The following is a 17,687-nucleotide window of genomic DNA, read 5'->3' on the forward strand; positions in this document are numbered from 1 at the left end:
GATGATGTAGCATAAACTTCTGTATAACCTCTGTCACAGCCAATTATTTTACCTTTGGTCTTTTTTTCGGCTTTTTGAATATCGGTTGTGTAATGTATTTCCCATCTACCATTACGTTTGATTAGCCTTAACTGACATTTTACTTCTGTCGCTAAAGTCGTTGGCAACTTCAGATTTTTACCCTTTGTGAGTCCACCAAAACGCAGCCATACCACGCCTTTATTATCTAATTTAGTATCAAAAGCCTTGACAATAATTTGGTTACAAACTTTTGTGTTACCTCGATACCAGAACTTTCTCACTAAGGTGCAAAGCTTGGGGTGTTTCAACCATTCACGACTTTCTAATGTAAGTTGTAAAACCCCTTTTTTAGACTGAAAGGATTGGAATGATTGACCTAGGGATTTCATCACTTTTTCAATACAAGCAGCCTGAACTAAATGAATATCATCAATTACATCATAAAGGGTTGCTTCCCATAACTTAGCAGGTAATTGGTACTTGTCTTTAGATGTGCGTAGCTGTTTGTCAATTTCAAATTTAGAAATGCCCCAAGCCTTTAAAGAGCCGAACTCATTCCACAAGTCAGAGCGTAGTTGTCCTAAACGCAAAGCAATTAAATCAAGTTCGTTAGATTTCCAAGTATTTAGTTTTTTAGTCCCTAAAATGGCGGTTCTCGTAACGGTTAATTGATTCTTTACTTTGAGTTTCATGAACTTGGTTTGCTACGTCTTTTACTATTATATTCCTATTGACTCGTATTCGCTATTATTTGTTTCATGAATATTTTGCTCTTCGGCTATTTTTTTCTTGTAAGCCCGAAGGAAATAAAGTTTGGAGGAAAAGCAGTGCATGATAATAAAATCCTGCATTAACTCTTCGTGGGATGATAGCTTGACATTGTTCACCACAACAATTTTGCAGCCGTGAAGGTTGCAAAACCACTCAACGAATTCAAAACCAAATCTGCATAACCTGTCCTTGTGTCCCACCACAATTTCAGAGATTTGATTTTCCGCAACTTGAGTCATTAATTTAAGAAAGTTTTTCCGCTTCCAGTTGATGCCACTAGCAACATCCTTGACGACTCGACATCCTGGGTAAGTTTTACCTAAAAATTCTATTTGTGTGTCAAGGTCTAACAACTGGGTTTTTGTGCTGACACGGGCGTAAAGAACCCGTTCTTTATCCGTTGGAACTGTTTTGATAAAGGCTGACTCTGGATATCTCCGGTGTCCCCCAGGGAAATACATTCTATTTTCCCTAAGTCAGCCCATTCTGCCGTCGTCTTAGGGTGGTAGCCAAATTGTTTGTAAACTTGTTCTGGGGTTAGGTATTTCATCTTTCGGTTAAATACGATTAACCCCAGTATACTACGTTATTTCGAGATTAGAGAGTATGGCAGCGGTAATTAATTAATTAATAAATAAATAAATAAATTACCGCTACTTTGCTTAACTATTCTCTACCAGTATGTGAACCTAATTTGTGATTGCTAGGAGTGGGAGAAGCTTCACCGTGGGCTGTTCTTAACTTGGGTTTAGGACTACCGCCACCGTTACTACGTCTTTCATCGTTACCTTTACCCTCTTTTGACCAAGAAGAACGGCCTCTACCGCCTCCAGAACCACGTAAGCCACCACCACGTTCGCTTTCCCGTTCTGAACCATCACCGACATCTATACGGCGTTTGTTAATTCTGGGTTTGGGAGTTGGGCTTTCTTCTACAGGTAAATCCACTCCTGATAGTAACCAAGCGGGACGGGTTTGATCATAAGCGATTTGTAAAGCAGCCGCAGCGATCGCATGAGCATCGTATTCTGCAATCATTTCACTGATAATGGGCAAGAATGAAGCTAACCGTTCACCTGTTAGAGCTTCAGCTACTTGTCCTCTTAACTTCTGAATATGTTGAGCTTCAATCTGCGCTTTAGTAGGAATAGACAGAATTTGCCAAGTTTGGCGGTTATGGCGTTCAAAAGCCTGTTGTTTACGGCGTTCAAAAGCCTGAACCAAAGAAATGGCTGTTCCTTCTTTTCCAGCGCGACCGGTACGACCAATGCGGTGAACATAGGTTTCCACACTATCAGGTAAATCAAAGTTAATCACATGAGAAAGTTGATCAACATCTAAACCCCTAGCTGCAATATCAGTAGCTACTACCCAACGCACTTGACGGTTACGGAAGCGAATTAATAGACGTTCCCGCGCTTGCTGGGACAAATCACCATGATATTCATCCACACTATGACCAGCAGATTGCAATTGACTGGTTAATTCTGCGGCTGTGCGACGGGTGCGAACAAAGATTAAAGCTGTTTCTGGGTCTTCCATTTCCAGAATTGGTTGTAAGGCCTTGGCTTTTGTCCAGTGACGGGGAATAATGTAAGCTACTTGATTGATTTTATTTGGTGCGGCCTTGGGTTGTTCAACGGTGACAGTTACCGGTGAGTTCAAAAATTTATTTACCAACATCCGAATTGATGGTGGCATTGTTGCAGAAAATAAGGCTGTTTGTCTTTCTTCTGGTGCTTGGGAAAGAATTCTTTCCACATCATCAATGAAGCCCATGCTTAACATTTCATCAGCTTCATCTAACACAAACCACCGTACTTGATCTAACTTCAAGCTACCACGATCTAATAAATCTATCACCCGTCCTGGTGTACCGACAACGATTTGCGCCCCCCGTCTGAGTTGCATAATTTGCCGGTCAATTGATTGACCACCATAAATGGCTGCTGCTTTCAAGTAACTATTACCAATAAATTGGGAAATAGCCGCATGAACTTGAATGGCTAACTCACGAGTTGGGGTTAAAACTATTGCTTGTACAGCTTTTTGATCAGGATCTAGCCGTTCTAAAATTGGTAGGGAAAAAGCTGCGGTTTTACCTGTTCCTGTTTGGGATTGACCGACTACATCCCGACCATTTAATAATTGAGGAATTGCTTGGGTTTGGATATTAGTAGGTGCAGAAAAACCCATGTTTTCTAACAGTTCAGCACGTTCTTGGGAAATGCCTAATTCTTGAAATGATAAGTTCATTAACTCTCCTAGATTTTATTGTGAATTTTTGATTTGTAAACCGATACTTATTTGTAAATTAAGTCTTATGCAACAGTAGATAGAGAACGAGATAATAATCTATCGCTATTGACAACTTGACCATAAAGGTCATAGGCATCGGCGCTTTGAATCGCTACTTTGACGATAGTTCCTAGCCTAGCCTCTCCTTTCACATAGACTTGACCATCAACTTCGGGAGAAAATCTACCAGAACGACCAATTAGTTCGCTCGTTTCAGGATTTTCTTGCTCAATTAGGACATCAACAATTTTGCCGATTTCCTGTTGATTTTTCTGCAAAGAAATTGGCTGTTGTAATGCCATTAGTTGATCATGGCGTGCTGCCATTATTTCTGCTGGAATTTGATTAGGTAGACTGTAGGCTGGAGTTCCTTCTTCCGGTGAAAAAGTAAATACACCAACATGATCAAATTTATGCCGTTGTGTAAACTCTAATAAATGTTGAAAATGCTCCTCGGTTTCTCCCGGAAAACCAACTATAAATGTGGTTCTTAGCACTGCTGATGGTAGGGACATTTTAATCCTTTCCATAATCCCATCATTGACCTGTCCTTGCCAAGGACGATTCATAGCCCGGAGAATTTCTGGGTGGGAATGTTGCAGGGGTAAATCTAAATATGGTAAACAGTTGGGGGTTTCTTCGATGGCCGCCATTACATCTGGTGTTAATCCGGTGGGATAGGCGTAGTGCATTCTCACCCAAGGTATATCTACTTTCCCTAAAGCCCGCAGCAGTTCGGCTAATTTGGGTTTTCCGTAAATATCTAGGCCGTAATTGGTGGTGATTTGAGAAATGAGAATTATTTCTTTCACACCTTGATCTGCCAGTTGTTGGGCTTCGGCTACTATTGATTCAATGGTACGCGATCGCTGGTTTCCTCGCAAATGGGGAATAATGCAAAATGCACACCGATAATCACAGCCTTCAGCCACTCGCAGGTAAGCTACTCCTTCGGTTGTTGTCCGATAACGCGGTGTGGTTTCATCAGCGATATAAGTAGGTTCGGCGGTAATTTCTTTAACTCTCTCCCCTTGTTCTACTCGCTCAATCACATCCACAATTTTGTGATAATCTCCTGTTCCCACTACCGCCACCGCTTCTGGCAATTCTTCCAATAATTGTTCTTGAAAGTGTTGGGCCATGCAGCCTGTAATGACGATTTTCTTATTAGCCTCCGCTAGTTCTACTAGGGTTTTTACTGATTCCTGTCGTGCTGCTTCAATAAAACTACAGGTATTAACAATTACGTAATCTGCTAATTCTTCGTTGCTATCTACACTATAGCCTGCATTTACTAGCAGCCCTAACATATGTTCTGTATCAATGCGATTTTTCTCGCAGCCCAGGTGAGAAATGGCAACTGTTGGCTTTTCACCCATCATGTTCAATAAATGTTCCGTTTTTCTTTGCTAATTAACGTTCAAATTGGGTCGGGATATATAGATAAATAACTCCTACCCAACTACCCGTTACTAATTACCAGATTTTAACTGTATAATTAGCTACTTTATTTAGTAAATACAATCCCCCAACCTCTTCTATTTTACATATAGAGGCGGTGTCATGATCCTTCTACTAATTTGTTTCCCAGGGTAATCTTGAGCATCTTTGGGTAAGTCTGACACTCGTAATATTTTTTAACAATTCGCTTATTGGTATTTTAAATTACCGCAGCGTGGGCTTTGTTAATTTACCCATTGGGAAGCCGACCCGGAGGTCTGTTTTGAGAAGCCGCTACCCAACCGGGAAATCGCACTGGCGACCACGCCCATCAAGCAGTAATGCTACTCCGGCATTTACAATTAAATGACGGGAAGCTGCCTTGCATCTTGTGAGTGGCAAACTTCTCTTCTAATCAGATTTTATCTTAACATATCTTAGGGAAGGTTGAAAGTTAATTTCCATCTTGAGGAGGAGGTTACAACCTGACCATGAAAAAACCGCTTAGGACTCACACAGCAGGGAACAGGGAACAGAAAAACCGGCGTTGCATAATGTCGGTATGAGTTATGTTTCGCGCCAAGGCGCAAAGAGTAAGAGTTTGAGAATGTGCGAAGTAAATTAAAAACGTGGACTTATATCAGTTATTTAAAACCCGAACCCCAATTATTGGCGTAGTGCATTTGCTACCCTTACCTACTTCAGCCCGTTGGGGAGGTAGTCTCAAAGCAGTGATTGACCGCGCTGAACAAGAAGCCACAGCCCTTGCTAGTGGAGGGGTTGATGGGATTATCGTTGAGAATTTTTTCGATGCCCCATTTACTAAAAATCAAGTTGACCCGGCTGTTGTCAGTGCCATGACTGTGGTTGTACAACGTATACAGAACTTGGTTACTGTGCCTGTGGGATTAAATGTGTTACGCAATGATGGCAGAAGTGCGATCGCTGTTGCTAGTTGTGTTAATGCACAATTTGTTCGTATTAATGTACTTACAGGTATAATGGCAACTGACCAAGGACTAATTGAAGGGGAAGCTCATCAATTACTACGGTATCGTCGAGAATTAGGATCTGACGTGAAAATTTTTGCTGATGTTTTAGTAAAACACGCCCGTCCGTTGAGTTCTCCTCATCTCACTGTTGTTGTGAAAGACACTATTGAAAGGGGTTTGGCTGATGCGGTAATTTTATCTGGTTGGGCTACTGGTAGTCCTCCTGAGCAAGAGGATTTAGAACTAGCTAGTGCTGCGGCGGCTGGAACTCCCGTTTTTATTGGTAGTGGCGCAAGTTGGGAAAATGTTAGCACTCTCCTACAAGCAGCAGATGGGGTAATTGTTTCTAGTTCTCTCAAACGTCATGGTCAAATTCAGCAACCCATAGACCCCATTCGCGTCAGTCAATTTGTGGAAGCCGCCCGCAGACCTCTATTGTCTGAACTATGATGCTTTTGATTTGCTTGATTTAGATGATTTCTAAACTAATTACCAATTACCAATTACCAATCACTAATATTATGATTCGTCGTCGTTCTACTCCTAGTATTTATAAATGGTCGCGTCCAGCCATTGGAGCGATCTCCGGTTTTGGTATCCTGAATACAGGTTATCTCACTTTTGAAAAGCTGACCGGCAGTGCCCCGGTTTGCACTACACCAGAAAATGTTAAGAGTTGTGTAGATGTCCTTTCCAGTCCTTGGGCTACAGTTTTTGGTCAACCATTACCTGTATTTGGTTTATTGGCATACATTGGGATGTTCATATTCGCTTTAGCTCCTTTGGCATTGAACTCAGGGGAAAATAACAAAAGTCAGAAACAACTAGAAAATGTGACTTGGTGGTTGCTGTTTATAGGGGCGATCGCTATGTCGGTTTTTAGTGGATACTTAATGTATGTACTAGCATTTGAACTGAAAGCTATTTGTCTTTACTGTATCGCTTCTGCCTTATTTGCATTAATCATGTTAGTGTTAACCGTCATGGGTAGGGATTGGGAAGATAGCGGACAACTTTTATTTACCGCTTTAATTGTAACGATTGTGACGCTAATTGGGACTTTAGGAATTTATTCTCAAATCAGCCCATCAGGTAATATTACTGAATCAACTGATGGAAAACCTACAGCAATCACCTTTACCCCAAAACAATACCCAAATCCTGAATTTGGCTGGGAAATTACTACTAAATCTGGAGAAGCGGAAATAGCCCTAGCCCAACATCTGGTTAAATCTGGTGCTAAGGAATATGTAGCCTATTGGTGTCCCCACTGTCACGAACAAAAGTTACTTTTCGGGAAAGAAGCTTATCAAATCATTAATGATAATTCTAAGGTAGAGTGCGCTGGTGATAGTCCCAATGGTAAACCAGAATTATGTAAAGCCGCAAAAATTGAAAGTTTCCCAACTTGGATTATTAATGGTAAAAGCTATAGTGGAGTACAAAGTCTAGAAGAATTAGCAAATATCACAGGTTATACAGGTTCGAAAAACTTTAAATATTTCCGTTAAAAATTAGTAAGACTTACGCAATTGTGACAAAAAATTATTATGTTTTGTTTGTAGTCAGGGCTTTAGCCCTGATGATTGTTCCCATAGCCTCTAGAAGATAGGACTAAAGTCCTAACTACGATCTCATTTATTAGACCAGTTGCGTAAGTTATCATTGGAAATGATAGCGTTTCCCAGTCTAATGAAGTACAAAATTATCTCCGTTTATCTGCGTCCATCTGCGTACCCTTCGGGAAGCAAGCTACAATTATTACTGCTTGTACCTCACTTGAATGGGAATGGCGATAAGGTAATCAGGTGAATATATATTTATCTTTAATTTCACCAATTACCAATTACCCATTACCCATTACCCATTCTTGATTTTTCACCAGAGTATGCACTTGCCAATTAGGATCAGTTTGGGGGTAATCTAAACGATAATGTCCACCACGGCTTTCGGTTCTAAAAACAGCACTTTTGAGAATTAATTCGGCCACATCTAATAAATTACGAGTTTCTGCCCAAAGCCGCAATTCCTTTTCAATTTTCGGTTGTTGAAAATTAACTGATTGTCCAGGCTGTAAACTTAATAATAATTGACTTAAAGGTAAAGCTGCAAAGTCTTTTTGCCAAGATTTGATTTGAGAAATGGCAGTTTCTAAACTTGATTTTTCTCGACAAATACCCGCACTTTGCCAAACTATACGGGGTAAATTTTGGCGAATTTCTGCTAATTGTCTTTGTTGATTTTCCCAATCAATTGCAGACGGGTTAACTGCAAAATTTCCATTTTTAATAAAGTTAACAGATTTCTGTTTTTGAATTATCAATTTTTCATGATCAACATTAGCCATTTGCGCCCCAAAGACAATACATTCTAAAAGAGAATTACTGGCTAAACGATTTGCACCATGTACCCCCGTACTAGCGGTTTCCCCAACAGCATATAAACCGGGAATATTGGTCGAATTAGTCACATCTGTGATAATACCACCCATCCAATAATGGGCGGCGGGAGAAACGGGAATGGGTTGATTAAAGACATCAATACCCCAACGTTGACAAACGGCGATGATATTGGGGAAACGATGACGAATTTTCTCAGGGGGAATAGGACGCATATCTAACCAAACATGGGCTGTAGCCGGGTCAGAGGCGGTATTTTGTAAATGACTAAAAATTGCTCGACTCACCACGTCTCGCGGCGCTAATTCCCCAGATGGGTGGTAATCAAAAGCAAAACGTCGCCCGGTATCATCCACCAGGTGCGCCCCTTCACCGCGTACGGCTTCACTAATAAGAAAACGTCCCGGTTTACTCAAGGCTGTAGGATGAAACTGCACAAATTCTAAATCCCTAAGAATCGCTCCCGCCCGCCAAGCAATGGCCACACCATCACCTGTACTTACTTCTGGGTTAGTAGTTTGGGCAAATACTTGACCACCGCCACCCGTAGCTAAAATTACTGCTCCGGCTCTCACCCAGGTAATTTTACCTTGATAAAATAGGCTAATTCCCAAACATTGACCTGTTTGGGGTTCTATCCACAAACTCAAAGCCAAAGCTTGCTGAATTACTTTGATATTCTGACGACGCAGAACTTGATTTTTCAGGGTAGTTGTAACTTCCCTACCAGTGGTATCAGCCGCATGGAGAACACGAGGACGAGAATGGGCTGCTTCTAAGGTTAAGGCTAAGTTACTTTCATGACGATCAAAAGCGACTCCTAAATTAACCAGGGATTGAATACAACTGGGAGCTTGTTCAGCTAAGAATTTTACAGCAGCTAGATCACATAAACCCGCTCCGGCTTTTAATGTGTCTTCAATATGCAGTTTTGGCGAATCTTCTGGGGCGACGGCTGCGGCTATACCACCCTGCGCCCAATCACTAGCGGATAGGGAAACTGTTTCTTTAGTAATTAGGCCGACTTGTAAGGATGCTGGTAAACATAGGGCTGTATATAGTCCCGCTGCACCAGCACCGACTACTAAAACATCAAATTGGTTAGGAATATCTATATCAGACAAGGTGGGGTAATGGGTAATGGGTAATGGGTAATGGGTAATGGGTAATGGGTAATGGGTAATGGGTAATGGGTAATAGAGAAATTTATTAGACTTTTTGCCTATTGCCCCTACCAATCACCAATTACCAATTACCAACTAGGGTTATCTGTAGATACCGTTGTTAATGCGATCATCACCTTCGTTGAAGTTAGGCTCAAATTCTGTCACGGTGAAATTACCCAAATTGGCTTGCAAAAGTGCTTTTTGTTTATCGCTCAATTTTGCCAAATTTAATACATCCTCTACTTTGTTGTAGGGAGCATTTTTGATAATTTTCTTAGCCAAGGTGGGATATAGTCCTGGATACTTTTGGAAAGCAGCGATATTGGTATTATTCAAATCAATTTTTTTACCAAAGTCCGTTCCCAGTTTCTGATCTGCTTTGTTTTGGCGAGCAAGTGCTAAAACTGGAACTTGATTTCCTGCAAAGCTATTGAAACTAACAGCTTGGGCTGTCTGAGTAGTTCCCAGCATTCCCCAACAACCTAGCAACAATGTAAATACAGTGAATAAACGCACCAATCCTTTCACGATTTTTTACCTCTTTCTATCAAACAGCAATTAAATTGTTGATTATTTGCAGCCACAAGCCATAAACCGTAGGGCATAAGCCAGAATTTTCAGGTTGTTAGAGCAGTTTCTATTCTAACTTGATCCTGATTTTCTCATGGTTTAGCTTCTTCGTTTTAGCTTGGGATCTTGCACAACAGTCATCAAGAACTAATATACAGCGTATCAATATCCACAATATTCACTACTATTTGGTTTACTTTGACTTTTGCCAAAAATTCTTCCTCATAGCACTTACGCGCCTATTTTTGGGTGTTTTCCCCATTGATGGGAATTTCACGCTAGAACCGCTGCTATTAAGAATAGACTGTCTACTAGAATTGTACTCAAAATTGCCCCTCCAAAGGCATACCAATGGCATTGTTTATTCAGTAAAGAGACTGTTCCCACTGTCATCAGTATCAGGGCAAGAATGACCGCCCAGCCCTCTCCCCAGGGTGTTTCGACTTGTTCTAAGGCATTTTGTAAGATTTGTGAAGCTCCTGCGGGATCTATTCTCATAATTTGTCGCCAATAGGGCATCAAATCTACTAAATAAAAATAAATATCGGTTAAAACTGTCCCCAGCAAAGAACCTAAATAGAACCAATTGCCGATTTTACCCCAATTTTTCGCTAAACACCACAAAGCAAAGGGTAATCCTAGTGATTCTATGGGTATATGCCAGATTGGTTCATATCTTAACCAACCCCAATAAATTGCCCCTGTCAACCAAGTCCAGCTAAACCCAAAGAGTAAATCTCCCCATAAATAGGTTCTTGAACTTGACATTAATCTCATACTGAACCAAAGTAAAAAGCCTGTTAAAAATACACTTAGCGCAGGAAATGATCTTACTAATGGTGCTTCCACAAACACTGGTACTGATACTAAAAATACCGACGCTGCAAATACTAACCAATTTTGTCGGGAAGATATCAAGTTTGCTAAAGAGGTTTTTTTAATGCCATCACCAATATCTAACGTAGGGTTAGTAGCTGTATAGGAAAAGAATGTATGATTAATCAAAGTTTCTAATATTTGTTACTAAACTTTACTTATCCCACAATATCATAATTGATAATCCCCCCTGGGGGCATCTTGATTATACACGAAATTTATTTATAGGACTATGCACTCAATAATTTCACGAGTTTTGGTAATTTCAGCCGGGGGGCTTGACAGTGTTTTGAGTTTCGGGTATGATGATGTTATTGGTGGAAAATAGTGCGTCCATATATATAGAGTTTTGAATTACTAAGATTATTATTTCCAAAATAAATCTCCGCAGTAGGGAAAATATTAACCACAACTTCTGGAAATACAAGATTGATTAAATAACTTGGATATTTTGTTATAGGGATATAAGTTATTTCTATAGGATTTTGGGAAAAAAGATTTTTCTCAATAAACAGGGGTCTATTCTCATGATTATTGAGAATTTTGTCAATAATTTCACGAGTTTTGGTAATTTCAGCCGGGGGGCTTGACAGTGTTTTGAGTTTCGGGTATGATGATGTTATTGGTGGGAAATGCTGCGTCCATATATATAGAGTTTTGAATTACTAAGATTATTATTTCCAAAATAAATCTCCGCAGTAGGGAAAATATTAACCACAACTTCTGGAAATACAAGATTGATTAAATAACTTGGATATTTTGTTATAGGGATATAAGTTATTTCTATAGGATTTTGGGAAAAAAGATTTTTCTCAATAAACAGGGGTCTATTCTCATGATTATTGAGAATTTTGTCAATAATTTCACGAGTTTTGGTAATTTCAGCCGGGGGGCTTGACAGTGTTTTGAGTTTCGGGTATGATGATGTTATTGGTGGGAAATGCTGCGTCCATATATATAGAGTTTTGAATTACTAAGATTATTATTTCCAAAATAAATCTCCGCAGTAGGGAAAATATTAACCACAACTTCTGGAAATACAAGATTGATTAAATAACTTGGATATTTTGTTCTAGGGATATAAGTTATTTATATGAGACTTTAGGAAAAAAGATTTTTCTCAATAAACAGGAGTCTATTCTCATGATTATTGAGAATTTTGTCAATAATTTCACGAGTTTCGGTAATTTCAGCCGGAGGGCTTGACAGTGTTTCGAGTTTCGGGTATGATGATGTTATTGGTGGAAAATAGTGCGTCCATATATATAGAGTTTTGAATTACTAAGATTATTATTTCCAAAATAAATCTCAGCAACTATGAATTTGTTTTATGAAAATTATTTAATAATAATGATGCGTTACGTTGGATATTTAAACATGGGGATTTATGATCTTGGGTTTTCTGCTGTTAACTCAATCTACCTTTCTGATCAGATTTTGTCTAACAAGACTGACTACAACCGAGTAAAGTTGGATAATTTGCTAGAATTACGCATTGATTTTAGGAGTCTGGTTAATGACAACAATCTTAGAAACAAGTAGTATAAATATAATTTTGCTACAAATATCACAAATAACATCACCTAGTGAAGCAGTCAGTAGTCAAGTTGATTTAGTTCAAGGAATCATACAGGCATTTATTCTAGGTATTGTCCAGGGAATTACAGAGTTTTTACCAATTAGTAGTACAGCACATTTAATAATTTTTACAAAAGTATTTGGTTGGAAAGAACTTGGTGATAAAGATTTTGTTGATGCTATTCAATTTGGTAGTGTAATTGCCATTTTATGGTATTTTTGGTCTGTGATTTCTAGTTTAGTTAAAGGTGCAATTAAAGCTTTTAAAAATAAAGACTGGGAAAGGGAAGATTGGAAAATTGTTGTGGGAATTGCTGCGGGGACAATTCCAGCTTTAACAATTGGTTTTGTTTTCAAAGATGTAATTCCAGAAAGTTCCTTAATTATTGCGATCATGTCAATTATTATGGCATTTTTACTGGGTTTAGCCGAAAAAATTGGGACTCGGAAACGGGGTTTTGATGCTTTGGAGATTCGAGATGGTATTTTGGTAGGGTTGGGACAAACTTTAGCTTTAGTTCCGGGAGTTTCCCGTTCTGGTTCAACCTTAACCACAAGCTTATTTTTAGGGTTAAAAAGGGAAGCAGCAGCGAAATTTTCATTTTTATTAGGATTTCCAACTTTGACAATTGCGACTTTGTACAAAAGTTTGAAAATCTTCAAAATGTTCCAAGCTCATGAGTTACCAGATAATATTGTGATTTTGTTGATTGTTGGTATCATTTCTACCTTTATTTTCTCTTATTTATCAATTGCCTTTTTAATCAAATACTTACAAACTAAAAATACCTTGGTTTTTGTTTGGTATAGATTGGCTTTTGGTATTTCCATCTTATTAGCTATTGCCACAGGTTGGCCGGGATAACTCTGTTAGAATATTTACGGTAGTTGGGAATTGGGTATTAAATTTTAGATTTTACTTGTCTTAAATTAATTCCTACTCCCCTACTATTAGAATAATATAGATTTAGTCAATTGACAACTGACAACTGACCACTGACCACTGACCACTGACTCATGACTACTATTCAACCTGCTAAAATTACTAAGGTGCTTCCTGACTCAATTGCTGACGAAATTGGCTTTGAGGTTGGTGATATGATTGTTAGTATTAATGGCATAAAACCCCGTGATTTAATTGATTATCAGTTTTTATGTGCTGAGGAAATTCTAGAATTAGAAGTTTTAGATACGACAGGGAAAACCCATCATGTAGAAATTGAAAAAGATTATGATGATGATTTAGGTGTAGAATTTGCCACAGCTTTATTTGATAGTTTAATTCAGTGTAATAACCGTTGTCCTTTTTGCTTTATTGATCAACAACCACCGGGTAAACGCACCAGCTTGTATTTAAAAGATGATGATTATAGATTAAGCTTTCTCTATGGTTCTTATCTGACTTTAACGAATTTAACCGCTAAAGAATGGCAAAGAATTGAACAAATGCGATTATCACCTCTATATGTTTCTGTACATTCCACAGAACCAGAGGTAAGAATTAAACTTTTAAAAAATCACCGCGCTGGTGAAATTTTATCACAAATTCGCTGGTTTCAAGAACGAAGATTACAAATTCATGCCCAAGTCGTTGTTTGTCCGGGTATAAATGACAGTGAACATCTCGAAAGGACTTTAAAAGACCTCACATCTTTTTATACTGGAGAATTACCAACAGTAGCATCAGTAGCAGTTGTTCCCGTGGGTTTAACGCGGTTTCGTCCCCAAGAAGATGAATTAATCCCTGTAACGCGGGAAAAAGCGAGGGAGGTAATTTGTCAAGTTAAATTACTAGCTGCGGAATTTCGCCAAAAATATGCCTCTAGTGTGGTATGGTTAGCTGATGAATGGTTTTTAATTGCGGGGGAAGAATTACCTACGGAAGCTGAATATGAAGAGTACCCCCAAATTGATAATGGTGTGGGTTCAATTCGCTTATTTATTAAACAATTTACCCAAACTGCAAAAATACTATTACCACCGAAAATTACACACCGACGTAGATTAACTTGGGTCGTCGGTAATGCGGTGGAAACAGCATTTAAACCACTATTACAGCAATTAAACACTGTGGAGGGTTTAGAGGTAAATATGCAAGCTTTGTGTAGTGATTATTGGGGTCAAAGTATCAGTGTGACTGGTTTATTAACAGGACATGATTTACTTTTAAACCTCAAAGGACAAGATTTAGGAGAGGGAATTTTATTACCTAGTGTTATGCTTAAACACGGGGAACTAGTATTTCTAGATGATATGACGGTTGAAGAAGTATCTCAACAATTAAATGTCAGCATTTTCCCTGTGTCAGGAGTGGAGGAATTAATTAAAACTTGTATTCGTCGGTAATAAATTTGGACTTTTCAATAAAATTAATATCTGTATTTTGTGAATATCAGTAACTACTGTAGTTTGCAGGTCATTTTTGAATGAAACTTGTGCAAAACGGGTATCTTATCTGTCTAAATTGTCTAAAACGAATGCACAAATACCGACAACGTTATTTATTTTCCCATAAGTTAATCATAAAATAAACAAAAGATAGTTATTACTTACACAGGAGTTGAGATTTCTAGATTTACAATGAAATAAGTAAATCTAGGTGTAATAACTACTTTATGTTAAGAATCTTTTCAACCCACAGGCTTTTTGCATTTCTACTCACTGGTTTAATGATTACCTCCTGTGGTGGAGGTACATCAAGTAATACTTCTAGTGGAGGTGGAGGTACTAATAGTGGAGGTACTAATAGTGGAGGTACTAATAGTGGAGGTGGAGGTACTACCCCTCAAACTTTGACTGTTAGTGTTCCCTCATTAAATTATACACAAACCATTACTAAGAGTACAACCATTAATGATATTACAGCCGCAAGGAGGGATTTAGCTACGCAGTGTACTTCCCTAGCAAGAAATTTTTTAAACCCTTTTGGTTCTGTGGTTCAAGTTTGCAATGCAGAGGTTGAAGCAGCATATAATCAAGCAGTTGCTTTTATCAGAAGTTAAAGTCGTAGGTTGGGTAGAGCGACAGCGAAACCCAACATTTCCAAAAATAACTTCAACCAAGTTTGCGAAAAACAAAAATAAGATTAATAAGCGCACCACAAAATTTTTATCACTAATATCTGTATATCAAAATATCGTCAACTGCTGTAACTACATAACCTGCAAAATGATAAATGAAAAAAATAAATATTTTTCCTGACATATCATTACTAGATCACTATTTAATCTCAGAAATTATCCCGATTTTACTATTTACCATTGTTATTGTTACTGTTGTTGCGGAATCAATTGGTATATCATTCGAGCAATGTAGTTTTCTCCTGACGGAACAAATATCTTTGGGTACTTTAATATATTTACACATTCTTAAACTACCTGAATTTATTGTTTTTGCTGTACCAATTGCTATTTTAATGACCACAATATTCGTTTATGATAAATTATCAAGTACCAGGGAAATTATTGCTTTACAAAGTTGTGGAATAAGTTTATATAAGTTAATATATCCAGCTATTAATCTCAGTCTTATTCTCTCATTAATCCTATTTATTGTTAATGAATTTATTGTTCCTGTCTCTAACTATCAAGCTGCTATTACTTTAGAAAAAGCGATGAATATAAATAGATGGGATATTAAAAATAATGACATTGTTTATAAGGAATTAGCTAACAGGAATCATGAACAAATATCAGATGAAAATAATTATCTTAAATACTTCTTTTACGCGGAAAGATTTAGCAATGGAAAAATGAAAGAAGTTACCTTATTAATTAGAGATAACCAAGGATTAAAGGTAATTATAAAATCTAAATTTGCTGAATGGAATCAAAGAGAAAAATATTGGTATTTCTATGACGGTATCAAGAGTATAATTAATCCAGATGGTTCTTATGGTCAGGGAATTAAATTTGATAAAATTCCTCTTGATCTTTCTCATATATCTTCACAATTTCAACTCGATAGGGAAAAATTAGATGACAGAGAAATGAATATATTACAAATTTATCAACGATTGTTAGTTGCGAAAAAAGCCGGGGATATTCCGAATATAATCAAATTACAAGTTAATTTTCAAAAAAGATTTACCCTACCATCTTCCTGTGCTGTATTGGCTTTCTTGGGTGCAGGTATAGGAATTAATTTACAACCAAGAATTAAATATAATAGTTTGACAATTACTTTAGTAATTGTCTGGTTAATAAAAATATTTGAGGCGATTATTCATGCTTTGATTATATCAGAAAATATCTCAATTTATGTAATGTGGCTACCAAATATTTTGGCTACAGTTTTTGGCTTCTATATATTAATTAAAAAAATTTAGGTAATGGGTAATGGGTAATTGGTAATTGGTAATTGGTGATAAAATCCCGTTTTCATCCTGTTTATCCTTTAATCCTGGACATCCTGATTCTGACGTTGTGCCTAACTAAATAGGTGAACGGAAAAAAACCAACATAAGTAACGAAAAGTAAAGTTGCCGGAAACCTCTTTTCTGTTCCCAGTTAAGAGTTCCCTGTTCCCTTGTCATAACAACAATTTCTAACGCCAACCTACTTAGCAACTTACGTTATTAGGATCAATCCCCTGAGATCGCAAATAAGCTATTAGCCGTTCTTTTTCCTGACGTTCTTGTTCAGCCCGTTGGTGTTCCTGTTCAGCCCGTTGACGTTCCTGTTCAGCCCGTTGGTGTTCCTGTTCAGCCCGTTGACGTTCCTGTTCTGCTCGTTGACGTTCCTGTTCAGCCCGTTGACGTTCCTGTTCAATCAGTTCTACAGCCCAAGGTAACAAATTACCTGTTTTATCCCACCAGCGCAACCAATAGCCAGTACGACCTTCCTTTGCACCTCTCCATGTTCCTAAAAATAGTCCCATGGTATCAACCCAATGACGACCATTCTCATCTGGTTGCTTTAATTCATAACGTCCATTTTCCAATTGATAATATTCTAATAATCCCCCCTCTGGCTCAAAAATTATATAAGTGGTGATTTGTAAAATTTGTTCATAAAAAAACCATTTTCCCGGTGGATAGATACGTTTAACTGAATATTCCCCACCGTCTTGATCTGATAAAAACTCTATTACTATAGTCGGTATATCCCCTTCTAAGTTGGGTGTATAACTTTTCCTTTCTGGTAATATCTCTTTCACTGAAGGTATGTATACCCAATCTGGTGCTTTAGCCACAAATTGCCCATTTAATGTGGCACATAGCCCAAAATTGGCGGCAATTAACATCTGTGGTTGTATAAATCCACTGATTTCTAAACTTTCACGCAAAGCCCCCGCTAAAAGTGGTTGTCCTGTATTTTCCACTGGTTCGTCCTCTAACTGAAAATCATCGGGTAAGGCTTCCCAGGAGATTACCAGTCCAGTCTGTGATTTAATTTCACTGAGTAGGGTTGCCATAAGCGCCACCTTTTATTGATTTATTCTGATTTTATCAGATGATATGACTCTTTAAGAAGAATATTGATTAATTAAATATCTGTTGAATGCCAGTATTTTCCCTGTAGCGGGAGTAGAGGAATTAATCAAGACTTATTATATTCAACTATTCAATAGATGAT

General features: G+C 38.1%; 13 protein-coding genes and 1 pseudogene. 6 read left to right on the forward strand and 8 right to left on the reverse strand.

Going from position 1 to position 17,687, the window contains the following annotated elements; translation table 11 throughout:
- From H6F39_RS10770 to rimO, 4 genes and pseudogenes are all read right to left on the reverse strand, one after another.
- A pseudogene (locus H6F39_RS10770) lies at nt 1-713 on the reverse strand (addiction module component); the annotation flags it as partial.
- A gap of 27 nt (nt 714-740) precedes the next feature.
- Nucleotides 741-1,253 carry an IS607 family transposase gene (locus tag H6F39_RS10775; RefSeq protein ID WP_242028634.1) on the reverse strand — a complete coding sequence of 171 codons (513 nt, stop codon included), beginning with the start codon at nt 1,251-1,253 and terminating at the stop codon, nt 741-743.
- Between the two features lie 205 nt (nt 1,254-1,458).
- The gene (locus H6F39_RS10780; protein ID WP_137909624.1) at nt 1,459-3,048 is read right to left on the reverse strand and encodes a DEAD/DEAH box helicase; all 1,590 of its coding nucleotides are present in this window, start codon (nt 3,046-3,048) and stop codon (nt 1,459-1,461) included.
- A 65-nt stretch (nt 3,049-3,113) separates the two neighbouring features.
- A complete protein-coding gene (rimO, locus tag H6F39_RS10785; protein ID WP_137909629.1) occupies nt 3,114-4,469 on the reverse strand; it encodes a 30S ribosomal protein S12 methylthiotransferase RimO in 1,356 nt (451 codons plus the stop codon).
- A gap of 690 nt (nt 4,470-5,159) precedes the next feature.
- Here rimO and btpA point away from each other — a divergent pair.
- Complete coding sequence (gene btpA / locus H6F39_RS10790; RefSeq protein WP_190372682.1) at nt 5,160-5,972, forward strand: photosystem I biogenesis protein BtpA; 813 nt, start codon at nt 5,160-5,162, stop codon at nt 5,970-5,972.
- A gap of 71 nt (nt 5,973-6,043) precedes the next feature.
- A complete protein-coding gene (locus tag H6F39_RS10795; protein ID WP_190396707.1) occupies nt 6,044-7,033 on the forward strand; it encodes a vitamin K epoxide reductase family protein in 990 nt (329 codons plus the stop codon).
- A gap of 335 nt (nt 7,034-7,368) precedes the next feature.
- On the opposite strand, the gene nadB is transcribed toward H6F39_RS10795, so the two are convergent.
- The 3 genes from nadB to H6F39_RS10810 all read right to left on the reverse strand — a co-directional run bounded on the left by nadB (nt 7,369) and on the right by H6F39_RS10810 (nt 10,662).
- The gene (gene nadB, locus H6F39_RS10800) at nt 7,369-9,045 is read right to left on the reverse strand and encodes an L-aspartate oxidase (protein ID WP_190396708.1); all 1,677 of its coding nucleotides are present in this window, start codon (nt 9,043-9,045) and stop codon (nt 7,369-7,371) included.
- A gap of 141 nt (nt 9,046-9,186) precedes the next feature.
- The gene (gene psbU, locus H6F39_RS10805) at nt 9,187-9,615 is read right to left on the reverse strand and encodes a photosystem II complex extrinsic protein PsbU (RefSeq protein ID WP_190396683.1); all 429 of its coding nucleotides are present in this window, start codon (nt 9,613-9,615) and stop codon (nt 9,187-9,189) included.
- A gap of 315 nt (nt 9,616-9,930) precedes the next feature.
- Entirely contained in the window at nt 9,931-10,662 is a 732-nt protein-coding gene (locus tag H6F39_RS10810; protein ID WP_137909628.1) for a DUF3120 domain-containing protein, read from the reverse strand.
- 1,387 nt (nt 10,663-12,049) lie between these two features.
- Here H6F39_RS10810 and H6F39_RS10815 point away from each other — a divergent pair.
- The 4 genes from H6F39_RS10815 to H6F39_RS10830 all read left to right on the forward strand — a co-directional run bounded on the left by H6F39_RS10815 (nt 12,050) and on the right by H6F39_RS10830 (nt 16,438).
- On the forward strand, nt 12,050-12,976 hold the full coding sequence (locus H6F39_RS10815) for an undecaprenyl-diphosphate phosphatase (protein WP_190396684.1): 927 nt from the start codon (nt 12,050-12,052) through the stop codon (nt 12,974-12,976).
- Between the two features lie 152 nt (nt 12,977-13,128).
- Entirely contained in the window at nt 13,129-14,457 is a 1,329-nt protein-coding gene (locus H6F39_RS10820) for a TIGR03279 family radical SAM protein (protein WP_137909667.1), read from the forward strand.
- A gap of 269 nt (nt 14,458-14,726) precedes the next feature.
- Nucleotides 14,727-15,113 (forward strand): hypothetical protein, encoded by a 387-nt coding sequence (locus tag H6F39_RS10825; protein WP_190396685.1) that lies wholly within the window; start codon nt 14,727-14,729, stop codon nt 15,111-15,113.
- A gap of 173 nt (nt 15,114-15,286) precedes the next feature.
- Nucleotides 15,287-16,438 (forward strand): LptF/LptG family permease, encoded by a 1,152-nt coding sequence (locus tag H6F39_RS10830; protein WP_190396686.1) that lies wholly within the window; start codon nt 15,287-15,289, stop codon nt 16,436-16,438.
- Between the two features lie 233 nt (nt 16,439-16,671).
- Here H6F39_RS10830 and H6F39_RS10835 read toward each other — a convergent pair whose 3' ends face one another.
- Complete coding sequence (locus H6F39_RS10835; RefSeq protein WP_190396687.1) at nt 16,672-17,526, reverse strand: Uma2 family endonuclease; 855 nt, start codon at nt 17,524-17,526, stop codon at nt 16,672-16,674.
- Nucleotides 17,527-17,687: the final 161 nt, after the last annotated feature.

This window comes from Dolichospermum sp. FACHB-1250 (assembly GCF_014696335.1).
Lineage (GTDB): Bacteria > Cyanobacteriota > Cyanobacteriia > Cyanobacteriales > Nostocaceae > Dolichospermum > Dolichospermum planctonicum.